Annotated in this window: 16 protein-coding genes; 8 read left to right on the plus strand and 8 right to left on the minus strand. The window is 62.9% G+C overall.

The genetic code is table 11. From position 1 onward, the window contains the following. The first annotated feature begins 47 nt into the window (after positions 1 to 47). Both LXM55_RS04280 and LXM55_RS04285 read left to right on the plus strand, forming a co-directional pair. Entirely contained in the window at positions 48 to 218 is a 171-nt protein-coding gene (locus tag LXM55_RS04280; protein ID WP_233318888.1) for a YhfG family protein, read from the plus strand. After that, positions 218 to 817, plus strand: a complete 600-nt coding sequence (locus LXM55_RS04285) for a putative adenosine monophosphate-protein transferase Fic (protein ID WP_233318891.1) — start codon at positions 218 to 220, stop codon at positions 815 to 817. Before LXM55_RS04280 ends, LXM55_RS04285 begins: the two co-directional genes overlap by 1 nt. Before the next feature lie 22 nt (positions 818 to 839). Here the strand turns inward: LXM55_RS04285 and LXM55_RS04290 are convergent, their stop codons facing one another. Continuing rightward, positions 840 to 1,388: a hypothetical protein gene (locus LXM55_RS04290; protein WP_233318893.1), complete on the minus strand. Its 549-nt coding sequence runs from the start codon at positions 1,386 to 1,388 to the stop codon at positions 840 to 842. Between the two features lie 169 nt (positions 1,389 to 1,557). Between LXM55_RS04290 and LXM55_RS04295 the strand changes: the two genes are divergently transcribed. Continuing rightward, complete coding sequence (locus LXM55_RS04295) at positions 1,558 to 2,055, plus strand: hypothetical protein (RefSeq protein ID WP_233318894.1); 498 nt, start codon at positions 1,558 to 1,560, stop codon at positions 2,053 to 2,055. A gap of 83 nt (positions 2,056 to 2,138) precedes the next feature. On the opposite strand, the gene LXM55_RS04300 is transcribed toward LXM55_RS04295, so the two are convergent. Next, positions 2,139 to 3,008, minus strand: a complete 870-nt coding sequence (locus LXM55_RS04300; RefSeq protein WP_233319057.1) for a TOBE domain-containing protein — start codon at positions 3,006 to 3,008, stop codon at positions 2,139 to 2,141. Between the two features lie 241 nt (positions 3,009 to 3,249). Between LXM55_RS04300 and LXM55_RS04305 the strand changes: the two genes are divergently transcribed. From LXM55_RS04305 to LXM55_RS04325, 5 genes are read left to right on the plus strand one after another with little or no spacing between them, the layout of a single operon-like run. Next, a complete protein-coding gene (locus tag LXM55_RS04305; protein WP_233318896.1) occupies positions 3,250 to 3,996 on the plus strand; it encodes a YqcI/YcgG family protein in 747 nt (248 codons plus the stop codon). A gap of 28 nt (positions 3,997 to 4,024) precedes the next feature. After that, positions 4,025 to 5,023, plus strand: a complete 999-nt coding sequence (locus LXM55_RS04310; protein ID WP_233318898.1) for a fatty acid desaturase family protein — start codon at positions 4,025 to 4,027, stop codon at positions 5,021 to 5,023. Continuing rightward, positions 5,020 to 6,204 (plus strand): trans-sulfuration enzyme family protein, encoded by a 1,185-nt coding sequence (locus tag LXM55_RS04315; protein ID WP_233318900.1) that lies wholly within the window; start codon positions 5,020 to 5,022, stop codon positions 6,202 to 6,204. The genes LXM55_RS04310 and LXM55_RS04315 overlap by 4 nt, the downstream gene beginning before the upstream one ends. Positions 6,205 to 6,216: 12 nt before the next feature. Beyond that, entirely contained in the window at positions 6,217 to 7,473 is a 1,257-nt protein-coding gene (argG, locus tag LXM55_RS04320) for an argininosuccinate synthase (protein ID WP_233318902.1), read from the plus strand. A 53-nt stretch (positions 7,474 to 7,526) separates the two neighbouring features. Beyond that, the gene (locus LXM55_RS04325; protein WP_233318904.1) at positions 7,527 to 8,432 is read left to right on the plus strand and encodes a DMT family transporter; all 906 of its coding nucleotides are present in this window, start codon (positions 7,527 to 7,529) and stop codon (positions 8,430 to 8,432) included. Between the two features lie 57 nt (positions 8,433 to 8,489). Here LXM55_RS04325 and LXM55_RS04330 read toward each other — a convergent pair whose 3' ends face one another. The 6 genes from LXM55_RS04330 to LXM55_RS04355 form a co-directional block, all read right to left on the minus strand. Continuing rightward, entirely contained in the window at positions 8,490 to 10,616 is a 2,127-nt protein-coding gene (locus LXM55_RS04330) for a TonB-dependent receptor family protein (RefSeq protein WP_233318905.1), read from the minus strand. A 214-nt stretch (positions 10,617 to 10,830) separates the two neighbouring features. Further along, positions 10,831 to 11,076: a hypothetical protein gene (locus LXM55_RS04335; RefSeq protein ID WP_233318907.1), complete on the minus strand. Its 246-nt coding sequence runs from the start codon at positions 11,074 to 11,076 to the stop codon at positions 10,831 to 10,833. 62 nt (positions 11,077 to 11,138) lie between these two features. Further along, complete coding sequence (locus LXM55_RS04340) at positions 11,139 to 11,615, minus strand: hypothetical protein (RefSeq protein ID WP_233318909.1); 477 nt, start codon at positions 11,613 to 11,615, stop codon at positions 11,139 to 11,141. A gap of 199 nt (positions 11,616 to 11,814) precedes the next feature. After that, positions 11,815 to 12,318: a hypothetical protein gene (locus LXM55_RS04345; protein ID WP_233318911.1), complete on the minus strand. Its 504-nt coding sequence runs from the start codon at positions 12,316 to 12,318 to the stop codon at positions 11,815 to 11,817. A 118-nt stretch (positions 12,319 to 12,436) separates the two neighbouring features. After that, positions 12,437 to 14,011: an FGGY-family carbohydrate kinase gene (locus LXM55_RS04350; protein WP_233318913.1), complete on the minus strand. Its 1,575-nt coding sequence runs from the start codon at positions 14,009 to 14,011 to the stop codon at positions 12,437 to 12,439. Positions 14,012 to 14,034: 23 nt separating this feature from the next. Next, complete coding sequence (locus LXM55_RS04355; protein ID WP_233318915.1) at positions 14,035 to 15,624, minus strand: glycerol-3-phosphate dehydrogenase/oxidase; 1,590 nt, start codon at positions 15,622 to 15,624, stop codon at positions 14,035 to 14,037. Between the last annotated feature and the right edge of the window lies 1 nt (position 15,625).

Here is a 15,625-nt window from a genome sequence, read left to right on the forward strand (position 1 = left end):
GCGGATCGACTATAATTCGCCCACTTCCACCATTGAGGTCCTGCCCCATGGGAACCACCAGCCTTGAGGCCAAGAAGGCCTACGCGGCGAAGACCCGCAAGTCCAATTACACAGCCAGCCTGCGCCTGGAAGGTTTCAAGGTGTCCCAGGCAGACACTGAACGAACCCTGCCTTCCCGTGAAGAACTGTTGAAGGCCTTCGCCAAGACCACAGCCTGATGTCCGGCAAATATGGAGCGGGCCAGGATCCCTACTGCTACCCCCATTCGGCGGTCCTGCGTAACAAACTCGGCATTCGCAACGACCTGAGCTTGAGCGCTGCGGAACAACTGTTCTCCACGCTGGCGGCGCAAAGCCTCGAGTTCAACCCTCCCCCCTATGACCTGAACTACCTCAAGAACATCCACCTGACGCTGTTCGCTGACCTGTATGACTGGGCCGGAGCACTTCGAACAGTGGGCATATCCAAGCAAGGCACGCGCTTCTGCCAACCGGCCTACATGGAGAAAGAAGCGGGCAAGGTCTTCCAGATCATGGCTGCGGCCAACTGGTTCGACGGCATGTCACGCACGGAACTGATAAGCGCCGTTGCGCTGACCTACTCCGAACTCAACGTCGTGCATCCATTTCGCGACGGTAATGGCCGAGCACAACGCATCCTGTTTGAACACCTGATCATGAATGCCGGGTTTGAAATCAGCTGGTGGGGCGTCGAAGGCAATGAGTGGCTGCAGGCCAACATCGCTGCCTACAACGGCCACCTGGAACCTATGGAACGCGTCTTTGAACACTGCATTGGCCAGCCGCTTCAAGCCTGATCACGCCGTGTCAGGAACGCCCTCACTGCTCATCCTCAGGCTGCAACGGCGAGTGCTGCCAGTCGAAGTGCTCGAGCAACTGCCGGCACAGGTCATCCAGTTGCGCATGATAGTGATGGTAATGAGGCACCGGCAGTTGCGGCTCGCCATGGCCGAACCCCAGCGCGCGCAGGGTCCTGACGTAGTCCTCGAGAGGCCCGTAGGCGTAGATCAGATTGTGCCGGTCCCAGACCACCGTGGCCTGCTGCTCGGGCGAGTGGACCCACAGATCGAAACGGCTGTCGCCACAGAGCAGCGGCTTGAAGTCATGAATGAAGTCTTCAACCGCTTCCCGCGACAACGGCGGGCTCCGGTAGCGTCCTCTCTGCGAACCCTCCCGAGGCGTGTGCAGGACAAACAGCAGGACCAGGGGCTCGGCCAGGCAGCGCAGCAGGCTGAGCATCACCTGAGGGTCCGAGCCTGGCGCCCCGGCCACCACGCGTTGCCCTTCACCAATGGGGCCAACCACGAATACAGGCGGATAACTGTGTTCCACCCACTGGTTGTCTATCATGTGCCCAAGTCTGTACATACCAGCCTGATCCTCCTGATCAATTCTTCGGTTTAGCCAAACGGCCGCGCATTATGCAGGCAAATGCACGGCTTGCGGCAGCGTCGTCGCGCCTGCAATTCAGGCACTGTTTCACCCGGCGGCTGGCGTACAATCCCAGCCTTCAGGGACAGCCAGCACCAGGACAACGATGACCACACACCGCATTACCCTCGCCAATGGCTGGATCGCCGAATTTGCCGAACAAGGTGAATTCCGCATGGGCGCCATCAGCTGGAACCTGCAACTGCGTGGCCCCGAGCAACAAGCCATCCGCTATTTCGAAACCCAGATCGTGCTGGTCAACGATGAAGATGGCGAGCAGGCACGAAACTGCATCAGCCTGTCCGAGGACGGGGTCTACGGCTACCTGGGCAGCGACATGAGTCACGGCTGGGTGATCGACTTTTCCCGCGGCATGATCGCGCCCCACCGGGTCACGATTAGCCACTACCACTACGCCTATGACGAGTACATTTCGCTGCTGGAGCAACCGGCGTACAAGCGAGTGCGGGAGTACATCAGTGTGATCGGCCGCACCGTCTACCTGACCTTTCCCTTCACCCGGGACGAGGATTTCCCCAAGGTCTGGGACGAGTACCTGGTGATCCGCCGACGGCAGCTGGACGAGTTGTATTTCCGCAACTGAGAGGCCCACCGAGTGTCCGGTGCAGCGGCAGCCCCGTGGCTGCGCCGCGCCCGGCTGGCAGCCTTGCGCCGCCAAGCTTTTGCCTAGAACGATATGCCGATCAGAATATGTTCGGCATCGATGTCGATCTGTACGTGACTGCCCTCAAGCAGACCGCCAGCGGGAAGCTCGCCGGTGGCGACGATCGACGAGATGCCGATTTCGTCAGCCAGGCGCAATTTCAAGCGACTCTTGCTTCGGCCTTTCTGCAACGCGACGACCCTGGCCTGCAGGCGATTGACCCCATGAGCCGGCGCAGGCGTAGCGGCCAAGGTGATGCTCGGGGCCTTGATCAGCAGCGATACCTGAACACCGGGGCGTAACCCCAGTTCCGCCGTGCTTTCCTTGGTAACGGTGACGTTGAGCGTATCGGTGTCGGAAATCCTGACGCTCAAGGTATCGACAATATCGTCCTCATCATCGATCTGGCCGATCACGCCCTGTAGCTGATTGCGCGCGCTGGTTTTCAGCATCATCCGGTTGTAGGCGTACAAGATGCTCTGATGATCGCCCAACTGGCTGGCCAGCTCCGTCTGGAATTTTTCGATCAGGCGATACGCCTCGATCAGTTTGCGCCCCTCGGCAGTCAACTCGGCGCCACCGCCATGCTTGCCCCCCACGGTCTTGATCACCAACTGGCAGCCGCTGAGTTCCTCAAGACTTTCAATGGAGGTCAAGGCCGAGCGATAGCTCATTCCGGAGAACTCCGCCGCACTGGTGATCGAGCCGCTGTGCTCGATGCCTTCGAGCAAACGCACCCGATTGGAAGCGATAGGTTTATTGCTGTCATGCCCCAGGGCCAGCACAACGGGAATGGTCGCCATAAGAAAATCTTTTGCTGTCAACACGATAGGGGAAGGCAAGTTAGCACGCCGCTGATTGAGCGTCGAACGCCCTGCCCCGGCATCGCCCACGACCAACCCGAGGCGCCCTGCCGTTGCCGCGCCACGAGCCGGCAAAGAGCCAAAGCCATCAGCCCGAAGCTCCAAGCTCCCCGCGGAAAAAAACAGCGATTGGCGACTTGAAGGTACAGCATACGTTATGTAATTTGTTGCATATCGCCTGCCGAAGTGCTGCTAGGAGATGCACCTGAGGTTGAACCCTGCCCACCGATATGCAAATGAATGCATATCGAAATCACCATGGAGTTGGTTGATGAATGCACTGAGTGAGAAAGCTGTGCCCGCCGCTTGCGGCGCCCCGGACTCATGGAAGGAGTCCTACAGAGCGGAATTCGAGGCGCTGGCCTGTGCCGAGGATTTTCCCTGTATCTACGTGAAACAGGCTTACGAAAAAGGCTACATAGACTTCCACTTCATGGAGGACTGCCAGTCCGAGGTTGAAAGACTCAAGGCTTTCGAAGCCTTCAAGCACTACGTTGGCAACGTCCTGGCCACCCCGGATGAGCGGGTCGCGGCCATGAAGATCCTGCTGATTGTCGTCAACACCGACGGCGTCGCCGGGGACCATGAGCAGATCTCCTGGGACTTGCTCAATGACTTTGTCCGGCGCGACGAGATTCCCTGGCCCGAGCATCTGACTCGCAATCCGGATGACGAGGATTGGGCCTACTGCTTCCAGGGGCAGCGTCTGTTCGTCAACATCTCCAGCCCCGAGCACCTGCTGCGTCGCAGCCGCAACCTCGGCAGCCGCCTGGTACTGGTCATGCAATTACGCGACGGCATCGATTGCATCGCGCCCCCCAATGCCAAGGGAGACGTGATCAGGCAGTTCATCCGCCAGCGGATCAACACCTACGACCAGGTGCCGGTTTCGGCCGACCTGGCCACCCACGGCCAGGGCCAGAACCGGGACTGGAAGCAGTTCTGGCTGGGGGATCGCGAGGCTGTCCTGGAGGGCACATGCCCCTTTCACATGCCGGATAACACGGCCAAGGCCTGAAGGGAGCAATTTCGTCATGGAGCAGACGATGACTTTCAGGAACTACCGCTTTTCCCGCGAACTCACCCAGAAACTCAATCACCTGGCGGTGACCGATAACTGGCACGCGCTGCTCGGGCTGAGCACCGACTTCACCCTCGTTGCGCTGTGCGCCTGGGCGACCGGTCATTGCTACTACCTGTATCCACTGGCCTTGCTGACCATTGGTGCCCGGCAGCGTGGCCTGGCCACGGTGATGCACGACGCTGCTCATGGACGAGCGGCGAAATCCAGGCACTTGAACAACCTGATTGGCAGGTACTTGACGGCTTTTCTGATTTTCCAGTCATTCAACGCCTACAAGCAGTCCCACGTGCATGAACATCACCCCTACCTCGGCGATCCGCAGAAGGACCCGGACTTTCTGTTCTATCAGGATGCCGGGCTCTATGCCGTCAAGGACCGCAAGGCGTTCGGCCTGGAGCATGTCCTGGCCACGCTGCTGCTGTTCAACATGCCGCAGTACATCGGCTATCTGTTCAAGCATCGATTCGGCTCCCTGGTTCGCTACAAGGGCGAAGCCCTGGGCATGTTCGTGCTCTGGTCGGGCCTCCTGAGCGCCGCCGCCTGGCTCGGTCTGCTGCAGCAACTGCTGCTGTTCTGGGTCTTGCCTTACCTGACCGCCTTCATGGTCATTGGCCGCTTTATCGAGATCGCGGAGCACTACCCGTTGCTGGGCCAGAGCCAGGACGGGCTGCTGCTGACACGCAACCGCTTCAGCCACCCGCTGGAAGGCTTTTTCCTCAGCGTGCATCAGGAAAATTTCCATCTGGTGCACCACCTGCGTCCCAGCATCCCCTACTGGAACATGCAAAAAGCCCACCGGCTGATGCTCAACGATCAGCAATACCGGCAAGTCAATGCCGGTTTCGGGGGCGTGTTCCTCTCGGCCAACGAGGTGAAACCCCTGATCCCCGCGCTGATGGACGGTGACATAGCGCTGCCGCCGCTCACCACGCCCACCTATAAAAAAGAAGAGGCTGTATGAAAGACTCTACCCGTCTGATGAACCTTGAAGTGGTGGGGCACGAACATGAACCTCTTGTTCAGCCGATCTACCAGACCAGCCTGTTTCGCATGCCCAGCTACCAGACCGCTGTGTCCACCGAGCATCAGGTCCACCCCACGAGCTACTACACACGCTGGGGCAACCCCACGGTCAGCTATCTCGAAAACCAGATATCCCTGCTGATGCACAAGGACAAGTCACTGATTTTTCCTTCCGGCATGTCGGCCATCACCACCACCCTGCTGGCACTGGCCAGGCCCGGCGATGTGGTCGCGATTGCCAGCAGCCTCTATGGCGATACAACGCGGTTTTTCCTAGAGGACTTCACTCAATGGGGAGGCGTGGTCAAGGTCTTCGATCCGGCCGACGCCCAGAGCCTGGAGGCGATTGCCCGCTCCTGCCGCTTGACGCTGGTGTACTACGAAGCCCTGAGTAATCCGGACCTGAAAGCGATCGACCTGCCGGGGCTGTCACGCGTGTGCAAAGAGCATCGATTGATCTCGATCTGCGACAGTACCTTCGTACCGCCGTACATGCGTCAGTCCCAGGCGCAGCTGGCAGACATTGTCATCATGAGCCTGACCAAGTACGCCGGTGGTCACTACTCGGTGTTCGGCGGCTCCCTGTCCTGCTCCAGCGAACTTCAGGAAAAAATCTGGCATACCCAGTCGTTGCTCGGCGCCGCCATCGACCCCAATGCCGCCTGGAACATCTCCCAGGGCCTGAAAACCCTGGAGTTGCGCCTGGAGCGCCAGTCGCGCTCCGCCCTGCAAATTGCCCGGAGCCTGCAGCGCCACGCCAAGGTCGAAAGCGTCATCTATCCGCTGCTTGAAGGCTACGCCCATGCCCACCTGACGGCGGCCTACCTGAACCACGGCGGCGCGGTCGTCTCGTTCCTTATCAAGGGCGGCACGGCAGATGTCGCCACCTTTCTGGAAAGCACCCGCGTTGCCGGGCTGTCGGTCAGCCTGGGGGGCATCCACAGCTGCATCGAACACGCCGAGGCCATGTCGCACTCAATGCTCAAGGCCATGGATGATCAGGTGCTGCTCGGCTCACGGGCCGAACAACCTGACAAGGCACTGATTCGATTGTCGGTCGGCATCGAAGACGTGCACGACCTGGAAAACGATCTGCTCAATGCCCTGGACACTCTTTGAAGGACTCAAACCATGCACGTAAAAGACCTTGCGGGAACAACCCTCTGTTTTGCCGGCTCCGGCGGCCTGGACAGCATGACCATTGTCAGCTGGCTGAAAGAACACGACGTGGCGGTGGAGTGCATCACCGCCGATTTCGGGCAGCCCGATGAAGTCGATCTGCAGGCGGTCAAAGAGCGGATGCTGGCGGCCGGCGCGCAGTCGGTGCACATCCTCGACCTCAGGCACAGCCTGGCCAGGGCCGGCATCGAAGTCATCAAGTCCCGGGCCTTCCATGCCGGGCGCTACTGGAACACCACGGGCATCGCGCGCCACGTACTGCTCAAGGGCATGCTGGAAAAGATGCAGGCACTCAAGATCGAGGTGCTCTCCCACGGCTGCACCGGGCGCGGCAACGATCAGGTCCGGTTCCAGCACATCACCAACCTGCTGCAACCCTCGTTCAGCGTCTATGCGCCCTGGCGGGACCCGGCCTTTCTGGAACGCTTCAAGGGTCGCAAGGCCATGATCGAGTACTGCCAGGGGCTTGGGCTGCCGTTGAAAGCCGGCGCCGAGGTCATCTATTCCACCGATGCCAACCTGTTGGGCCTGACCCATGAAGCCGGCATTCTGGAAAGCCTGGGCACGGCGGCCGCAGTCGTGGCCCCGACCATGGGGGTGGCGGTCGAAGACGGCTGCGACACACCTGAAGTGGTGACCATCAGCTTTGCCCTGGGCCGCCCGGTGGCGATTAACGGCAACCCCCTGGACGAACTGGCGCTCATCGAACAGGCCAACATCCTGGCCGGTCGGCACGCCATCGGCATGCACGTGCACCTGGTCGAGGATCGGATCATCGGCATCAAATCGCGGGGGGTGTACGAAGCGCCAGGGATGGAACTCTTGGGGACCTGCCACGAATGGCTGACGCAGATCGTCTTTGATGAAGGCTCGCGCAAGCTATTCGACCACCTCAGCCAATTGCTCGCCGATCACATCTACCGCGGGACCTGGTTCGACAAGACCAGCGCTGCGGCCATGGCCGCGATTGACGAGCTGTCCAGCGTGGTCAACGGCGATATCTCGGTGAAGCTCTACAAGGGCACGATGGGTTTTGTCCAGGCGCAGGGGGTGCCGGCGGCCCTCTATAACCAGGACAACGCCTCAATGGAAGCGGTGGGCAGTTTCAGCCATGCGGATTCGGAAGGCTACCTTCAGGCGACCGGCCAAAGCATCAAGATGGCCGGGCTGACCGGCGCCATCAACCAGGGCCTTTGGCACACACTATAAAAAGCGCGGCGAGGTGTCGCCTGACGCCTCGCCGCTATACGGACGGAGTGAAGATGGAACTTAACCCACAGCTCAGAACTGGCATTATCTGCGCCCTGTTGGCGGCTTTTTTCAACAGTACCTCGGGCATTTTTGCCAAATTGCTGATCGGCACCTACACGCCGGGCGATATTGCCTTCTGCAAATGTGTGGTCGCCTTTGCCTGTCTCGGGGTCTGGGTCGCGCTCAGTGGTCGCTGGCGCCAGCTGGACCTGAGGGCCAAGTCGCTGCTGGCGGTGGCGGTGTGCGCGCTGTTCGGCATCTTCGGTCTGTTCACCTTCGAAACCATCGCCTATCAGGGGCTGGCGGCCCCCCTGGTGGTGCTGACGCTGATTGGTTCATCCACCGTCACCACGCTGATCGCCGGGCATTGCTTCTTCGGTGAGCGGATCACCCGCAATACCCTGTTCTGCCTGCTGATGATCATGGTCGGTCTGCTGATGATGCTGCCCCAGGGCGCCCACGCCGATCCCCGCTATCTGTTTCTGGCCCTGTGCTCAGGGGCCTGTTACGGCGCCTTCCTGCTCCTGGCCAAGTACCTCAGGCTGGTGGAAGGAATTGAGGGCACCTGGCTGCTGATCGGCGTGGGCAGCCTGTATCTGTTGCCGCTGACATCGGCTCCCAGCGAGCTTCTGCTGAATTCAGACGCCTGGCGCTTCTTGCTGCCGCTGGCGATTTTCCCGACCATCCTCGGTTACTTCTTCACGGTCAAAGCCTTGCGCAACGCCCCCGCCTCCACCGTGCAACTGTTCGAGATTTCCGAGCCGGTGTTCTCCGCCATTCTGGCGTTTGTGGTCCTGCGCGAGTTTGTCACGCTGGATGAAGGCATCGGCTCGCTGATCGTGGTCGCGGCGCTGCTGGTCTATCAGTTCAACTTGCTCGAACGCCTGCTGCAGAGAAGCGCCCAGGTGTTCAAGTAGCCACCGCCGGCGCCGCCAGGAGCCGCGCTGGTGACCTGTGTGTTGATGCCCCCGCGGTCAACGCAAGCTCCAGGACAGCCCCAGGTACACCCCCAGCCCTTCCCCCGGCGTCGAGCGCGCCGCGTCCAGCCCCTTGTCGTCGTAGCCTGGGGTCACGGTGGCGGCGTAGCGCTTGTCGGTGAGGTTGCGCAGATCGATCCAGGTCTGCCAGTCGTTCTTCGGCGCGTTGTAGCCCAGGGTGGCGCCGAACAGTGCGTAAGGGTCGGCGTAGTAGCTGTTGGCGTAGTCCACCGCGGCCTTGGACACCAGCTGGGTGTTGAGCGCGGCAAAGAAGCCCAGGGGCCAGTCGTAACGCAGCTCGCCCTGGTAGTAGTGCATGGGCAGGCCCGGCAGGCGGTTGTCGCCGAAACGCGCGTCATCGCGGTAGTGGAAATCGCTGAAGGTGTAGGCCTGGCGCAGGCTCAAGCGGCCCACGCCCGGGCTCGACCACAGTTCGCTGTGCAGGCTGGCTTCCACGCCCTGGTGCACCGTGGGGCTGGCGTTGAGTTCGTAGGGCATGGTGGCGTTGGCGTCCGGCCATACCGAGAGCAGTTCGTGGCGCACCTGGGCGTAGTACCAGGCCAGGCTCCACTGCCCCATGCCGCTGTCGCCACGGCTGCCCAGCTCCAGGGTGGTGGCGGTCTGGTTGCGCAGCTTGATCGGATCGCGCTGGGCGCCGCTGGCCACTCCGCTACCGGCCGGGAAACGCAGGTTCGAGCTATAGATCAGCGACCAGGGGTGCGGTGCTTCCACCGAACGGCTGAGGTTGCCGAACAGCTGCACATCCGGCGTCAACTGGTAGCGCAGGCCCAGGCGCGGCGCGTAGTCCCAGTCGCCAAGGCTGGTCTTGCCACCGCCCTCGGGGTAGGTCACCGCGCTTTCGCGACGGGTGTAGATGGCCGCCAGCCCGGTGGTCAGCCACAGGTCGTCGGCGATCTCCAGGTCATTGCCAAAGTGCAGGACGGTGTCCGAGCCCTGGTAGGTGAAGTTGCGAATCCGCGTGCCCGGGGCATAGCCGGCGGTGTTGCCGCCAGGAATCCGCACGAATTCACTGGCACCGTCATTGGGCAGGTGCTTGGTCACCCGCAGGCCCAGGGTGCTGCGGCTTTCCCGGCCCCAGAGGCTGTCGCGGCGCTTGTAGTCCAAGGTGCCGCTGACGTCGCTGTAGGCCACCTTCAGGCGGTTGGGGCCTTCGCGCAGGTCCATCGGGTAATCGTGGTAGACCAGGCCGGTCTGGATGCTTGAATCATCGTCGATGTAGTAGGTGGTCTTGTTGCCGACAAAGGTGCTGCCCGGCTGCTTGCGCCGGTCGTCGCGGCTGACATACAGCGGGTTGGCCGCACGCGGGTCGTGCTCGATGGAGCGCTTGCTGACCCGCCCGGCCAGATCGTTGTCGGTCTCGCGGTAGCGCAGGTAGAAACGGGTTTCCAGGTTCGGGTTGAAGCGGTAGCCGAAGTTGCCGATCACCCCACGGCTCTGGCTGCGAGTGTGCTCCTGGTAACCGTCGGCGTTGGCATCGGTCAGCGAGACGTAATAGTCGAAATCCCCCAGCACTTGCCCGGAGCTGACCTGACGCTGCTGGTAACCGTGGCTGCCGGTGGCGTAGCGCACCTGCAACAGCGGCGCGTCGTAGCCGGTATGGCTGACGTAATCGATGGCCCCGCCCAGGGCCAGGGCGCCACGGTCAAAGCCGTTGGCGCCGCGCAGCACCTGCACATGGTCGACCCACAACGGCTCCAGCAACTCATAGGGCGTACCGCCGGGGCCGGTCAACGGCAGGCCGTCGAGCATCGTGTACAGCCCCGAGGCATGGGCGCCCGGCGCGCGGTTGATGCCCGAGCCGCGGATCGAGATCTTCACCCCTTCGTTGCCCGCCGACTGGGCGTACACCCCGGGCTGATAGGCCAGCACATCCTGGTTGCTGGCCACCCGGCCCTGCAGCGGCTGGCGCATGTCCACCCGATTGCTCCCACCCGGCACCTCGGCCAGTCGTGCCGCGGCCTCCTCCACGCCCTGCCCCTCGCCAACCGGCTCCTGCCCCAGCACCTGCGCCGGCGCCAGCTCCACAGCGCGGGTTTCGGCAAGCGCCGGGCAGGCAAGGGCCAGGCCCAGCAGGACCGTGGGCAAGGATTTTGGGCAAGACATCGAGAAAACTCCGACCGGCAGAAAGGGACAATGCAAGTTGCGACGCAGGAAAGAACCCACAGAGCACAGGACAATGTGGCCCATATCATTCAGGCCGCGGGAAATCGCTGTTCAAACAGAAAAAACGCCGCTGCCCGACAAGGGGCAGCGGCGCTTTGCAACGCTGACAGGGCGGGCGGCCCCATCGAGGCTGGGCCCGCCGTCAGCAGGCTGATCAGACCGCCGACTTCTTGTACACCGCTATGGTCCCCGCCTTGCCCACGAACACCAGCCCATAGTGTTCAAGATTGGCTCGCACATGCTTGCCAAAGCGATGGCGGGTCGTGCGCTGCAAAGGCTCCCACAGCGTTTCCCCAACAATCTGGCGAACCTTGCCTTGGTACCCAGCGGGCAACTTGGCCACATTCTGTTTGAGGGCGATGGCGGCCTGGTCCCAGGCGGACGTTTGCATAGGGTTCATCTTCAACTCTCCTTGATGGTTAATGGCGCCAGCCGCAGGCCCGGAAGCACGCGGCCTGTGGCTCAGCGAATCAGAATTTCCAGACGGTGGCCGTCAGCGCCGGCCTCCATCCTGACCAGGGTGCATTCCAGCGAATCGGGGAACCCCAGCTGCGCCTGCAAGGCACGCTCAATGGCCGCCTCCAGCTGCGCCGGGCTACAGGCGCGCAGGCTCTGCGTCACGCTGGCAGCAGGTGCCGTGGCGGCCGGATGCGGCAAGAGGGATTCGCCCAGCAGTTGCTGGCAGTAGGCGATGAGTTTTTCACAGTGCTTCTTGCTGCCGTAGCCGTTGTTGCGCCAGCGATCGAGGCCGGCCACCGAAACATCGGCGATTTCGGCAATCTTGCGCAGCGACAGGCCCTTGTCTTTCTTCAGGACCTCGACCAGCTCGCCCATGCCCAGCACCACCTCCCCCAGCGTGTGCTTCTGCGGAAAACGACGATTGAACTCATCCTGGGTGAGGACTTCGAGCGCCTTGAAGGCGTTGGTGAGACTGTTCATCGGAAGGCACCTCTTGTGTATGTGCTGCGAAGAATATTCAACCTATTAGTAGGTGTCAACACCCACTTGTAATTAAATACACCTACACACAACACAAACACCTAGTGACCTCCAGCGGGGTGAGCGTAGCGCCTTGCAATCGAAGGACAGCACGACGCCGGCCCTTTGACCCGGCGGCCGTTGCTCGCGGTGTCGTCGCTCACGCTTCACCCTGTGCTTTTCTGCTGCCCTTGATGTTCTCGATCAAATCGACCACGTAGTTCTGGTTGAAGCCCGCGACAAAGGACCAGAACAGCAACTTGCCGTAGGCGGCATAGCCGTCGGCGTGCTGGCAGAAAATCACATAGAAACTGTTGTCCGGGTACCTGCAGCTCTTGTCACTGACGATCTGGGGAAACAGTTCGCCTTGCACCACGCCGGAGATAAACAGGATGTACAGCAGGCCCGCCAGGATGCCGCCGATGAACGACGGCAGCAGCACATTGAACCAGGACCTGCACAGGCTGACGATCTCCTCCTCGCCGAGGTGGGACAGTTGTCGGTGAAAGCCTACGTAGCCGCCGATATTGCCGACGATGAACACCACCGAGGGAATGGTGTAGCCGTCGGCCATGGCGACCGCCCCCAGGGACGCCGCCAACAGCAGCACAAAGATGATGAACAGGCGCTTCCAGAGGATGTTCAACGCGTCCTGGCGGTTCATGTTCGGCTCACCGGTTCAGGTTGTCGTAGGGTTCCGTCCACCTGGGTGACGATAGTTGAGCCGTGCCGCACAAGTGTGTTTTTTCGACCGGGAACCCTTGCCCCTCCTGCCCGCGCCCTCAGGCCGGGTAGCCGGTGATCTCGCGAATGCTCTGGTACAGCGGTTTGAGCTGGCGGTACATGCGCAGGTAGACCTCGCTGTACAGCCGCTGGTACATCTGCTGCGCCTGCGGCTGGGGCTGGAACACCGCGCCGCCCCGGGTCATGGCGCTGATGGCCGTGGGAAAGTCCGGGTACAGCCCCAGGCCCACCGCGCAGGCGATCACCGCCCCCAGCCCCGAGGCTTCATAGACATGCGGGCGCTCCACCGGCAGGCCAAAGATGTCCGCGGTCAGTTGCATGGCCGCATCGCTCTGCGAGCCGCCACCGGCCACCCGCAGGCGGGTGATCTTCAGCTTCGAGCGTTTTTCGATGCGCTCCATGCCCTGGCGCAGGGCATAGGCCAGGCCTTCGAGGATCGCCCGGTAGATGTGCGCTCGGGTGTGCACGTCGCCAAAGCCGATCATTGCGCCCTTGGCTTCCATGCCTGGTTCGCGGATGCCCGGCGACCAATAGGGTTGCAGGGTCAGGCCCATGGACCCGGGCGGCACCGCCTGGACCAGGGCGTCGAACAGTTGCTCAGGCTCCAGCCCCTGCTCAGCCGCCTGCTGCACTTCGCGCAGGCCGAACTGCTGCTTGAACCAGCTGACCATCCAGTAGCCGCGAAAGATCATCACCTCGCAGTTGTAGTGATCCGGCACCGCCGCCGGGTACGGCGGGATCAGCGGCACCACTTCCAGGTAACGCGAACGGGTGGTGGTGATCGTCGCCGTGGTGCCGTAGGACAGGCAGGCGGTGGTCGAGTCCTGGACGCCTGAGCCGAGCACTTCACAGGCCTTGTCGGCACCGGCGGCAATCAGTGGCAGCCCCTCGGGAATGCCCGTGTGGCGGCTGGCTTCGGCACTGATCCGGCCCAGGGTTTCGCCAGGCTTGAGCAAGGTCGGCAGTTGTTCCTGACGTACTGCCAGGGCCTGCCACTTCCAGTCACTGGGGGCCGCCCAGCGCAGGCGCTTGTAGTCGAACGGCAAGTAGGCCACGCAGCAGCCCACCGAGTCGACGAAGCGGCCGGTCAGGCGATGGGTCAGAAAGCCCGAGAGCAGCAGGAACTTGTCGGTGGCGGCCCAGACCTCGGGCTGCTGCTGGGCCACCCAGTTGGCTTCGGCCTGCGCACGAAAATACTCCACCGTGGCCTCGGCGCCGATCAACTTGAACAGCCAGCCCCAGGGGCCCTTGATCTGCCCTTCGACCTCGGCCTGGCGCTGGTCGAGCCAGAGGATGGCCGGGCGCAGCGCGCGGCCCTGGGCATCGACATTGATCAGGGTGCCGCGCTGGGTGGTCAGGGACACGCCGCGGATCTGCGAGCGGTCGATGCCGGTCTGCTGCCAGAGCAATTGGCAGGCCTCGCCGAGCTTGGCCCAGTAGTAGTCCGGGTGCTGTTCGGCCCAGCCGGGTTGGCTCGAAAAGTAGGCCTCCAGTTCCACCTTGCCCTTGCCCAGCAGGTTGCCTTGGAGGTCGAACAGCAGTGCGCGAACACTCTGGGTGCCATTGTCGATGGCCAGCAGGTAGTCCTGCTTCTTGTTGTTGTGGTTATCCATGGGGCTCTCTTGGTTGAGCATCGTTAGGCATTGGCGGGCAGGCTGTGATGGCGTTGCCACAAGGCCCGGTAGCGCTGTTCCTCGGCCTGCCAGCGGTCATCGTCCCAACCCAGCAGCGGCTGGCACAGGCGGCGGATGGCCGGCAGGTAATGGGCGGCGCCTTCGGCCAGCAGCAGGCCAATGCGGGTCCGGCGCAGCAGCAGGTCGTCCAGGTGCAGGACCATTTCCGTCTCGGCGGCAAACGCCAGCTCGGCCCACAGGGTGTCGCTGGCGCCGACGCAATCGCTGCCCAGCGCCGCCAGCCGTTGCGCCAGCCGCGGCAGGTCGCGACCGTAGCGCCCGGCCAGGCGTCGTGCCTGGGTGCCACTCAGGCCGGGGATGTCCAGCGCTGCCACGGGCGCGAACACCGGGGCACCGTCATCCACCACGTCGCGCCCGAGCATCGCCCCGCAGGCTTGCAGCACTTCGATGGCCTGGGGGCGGAAGGTGGTGAGCTTGCCACCGGCCAGGGTCACGCAGCCGGGCTCCTGCCACAGCACGTGTTCACGGGTTTCATTGGACGGCTTGCCCTGCTGCCCCTCGCTACCCGCCACCACCGGACGCACTCCGGCCCAGGTCGACAGCACGTCGGCGGGCGTGATCATGGCCTGGGGAAACGGCTGGGCGCAGGCGGCCAGCAGATAGCGCAGCTCTTCCTGGCTGATGCTGGCGCTCTGGTCCAGATCGTCGCGGTGATCGAGGTCGGTGGTGCCCACCACGGTGGCGCCCTCCCAGGGGAAGACAAACACCGGCCGGCCATCCTCGGCATGCATGAAGCTGAAGGCCTGGGCCACCGGCAGGCGCCACCCCGGCAGCAACAGATGACTGCCGCGCAACGGGCGTAGCTGCCGACGGCTGCTCGCCGGGCGCAGGCGCTCGGCCCAGGCCCCGGTGGCCACCGCCAGGGCCGCGCAGCCAAGGGTGTGCACGGCGCCCGTTTCACTGTCTTCGATCGCCACCCCGCACACCCGCCCGTTCTCCCGCAGCAGGCGGGTCACCCGCAGGCCATTGATGGCCACGGCGCCGTCGGCCCGGGCCTCGGCCAACACCCGCAGCACCAGCCGCGCATCGTCGGTCAGGGCATCGAGAAAGCTGGTGCCGCCAAGCAACCCCGGCTCCTTGACCCCGGGGGCCAGGTACTGCAGCTGCCGGGCATCGTGAAAGCGATGATTGCACCGCCCGGCAAGGGCGTCATACAGGCTCAGCAGGCCGCCAAACAGCTTGGGCCCGGGAAACTGGCCGCGGTAATGCGGCATCAGGAAACTCATGGGCTCCACCAGCCCCGGGGCCTCCTGCAACAGGCGCTGGCGCTCGCGCACCGAGTCGCGGGTCAGGCGCCATTGGCCCTTGGCGATGTAGCGCAAGCCGCCGTGGACCATCTTCGAAGAGCGGCTGGAAGTGCCCCAGGCAAAATCCCGCTGCTCCAGCAGCAGGCAGCGCCAACCGCGCCGCGCCGCCTCGCGCAGAATGCCGGCGCCGCTGATGCCGCCGCCGATCACGATCAGGTCCCAGGGTTGCGCCGCCAGCCCGGGCAACGCCTGTTGGCGCCACTGGGCGTTCCAGTCCTGGCTCATG

Source organism: Pseudomonas sp. Au-Pse12 (assembly GCF_021341665.1).
Lineage (GTDB): Bacteria > Pseudomonadota > Gammaproteobacteria > Pseudomonadales > Pseudomonadaceae > Aquipseudomonas.

What these genes read in the sequence shown, in the direction of transcription:
- LXM55_RS04280 (WP_233318888.1), top strand. Translation starts at nt 48, where the DNA reads ATGGGAACCACCAGCCTTGAGGCCAAGAAGGCCTACGCGGCGAAGACC.
- argG (WP_233318902.1), top strand. Translation starts at nt 6,217, where the DNA reads ATGCACGTAAAAGACCTTGCGGGAACAACCCTCTGTTTTGCCGGCTCC.
- LXM55_RS04350 (WP_233318913.1), bottom strand. Translation starts at nt 14,011, where the DNA reads ATGGATAACCACAACAACAAGAAGCAGGACTACCTGCTGGCCATCGAC.
- LXM55_RS04335 (WP_233318907.1), bottom strand. Translation starts at nt 11,076, where the DNA reads ATGAACCCTATGCAAACGTCCGCCTGGGACCAGGCCGCCATCGCCCTC.
- LXM55_RS04305 (WP_233318896.1), top strand. Translation starts at nt 3,250, where the DNA reads ATGAATGCACTGAGTGAGAAAGCTGTGCCCGCCGCTTGCGGCGCCCCG.
- LXM55_RS04290 (WP_233318893.1), bottom strand. Translation starts at nt 1,388, where the DNA reads ATGTACAGACTTGGGCACATGATAGACAACCAGTGGGTGGAACACAGT.
- LXM55_RS04295 (WP_233318894.1), top strand. Translation starts at nt 1,558, where the DNA reads ATGACCACACACCGCATTACCCTCGCCAATGGCTGGATCGCCGAATTT.
- LXM55_RS04340 (WP_233318909.1), bottom strand. Translation starts at nt 11,615, where the DNA reads ATGAACAGTCTCACCAACGCCTTCAAGGCGCTCGAAGTCCTCACCCAG.
- LXM55_RS04355 (WP_233318915.1), bottom strand. Translation starts at nt 15,624, where the DNA reads ATGAGCCAGGACTGGAACGCCCAGTGGCGCCAACAGGCGTTGCCCGGG.
- LXM55_RS04330 (WP_233318905.1), bottom strand. Translation starts at nt 10,616, where the DNA reads ATGTCTTGCCCAAAATCCTTGCCCACGGTCCTGCTGGGCCTGGCCCTT.
- LXM55_RS04345 (WP_233318911.1), bottom strand. Translation starts at nt 12,318, where the DNA reads ATGAACCGCCAGGACGCGTTGAACATCCTCTGGAAGCGCCTGTTCATC.
- LXM55_RS04315 (WP_233318900.1), top strand. Translation starts at nt 5,020, where the DNA reads ATGAAAGACTCTACCCGTCTGATGAACCTTGAAGTGGTGGGGCACGAA.
- LXM55_RS04310 (WP_233318898.1), top strand. Translation starts at nt 4,025, where the DNA reads ATGACTTTCAGGAACTACCGCTTTTCCCGCGAACTCACCCAGAAACTC.
- LXM55_RS04285 (WP_233318891.1), top strand. Translation starts at nt 218, where the DNA reads ATGTCCGGCAAATATGGAGCGGGCCAGGATCCCTACTGCTACCCCCAT.
- LXM55_RS04325 (WP_233318904.1), top strand. Translation starts at nt 7,527, where the DNA reads ATGGAACTTAACCCACAGCTCAGAACTGGCATTATCTGCGCCCTGTTG.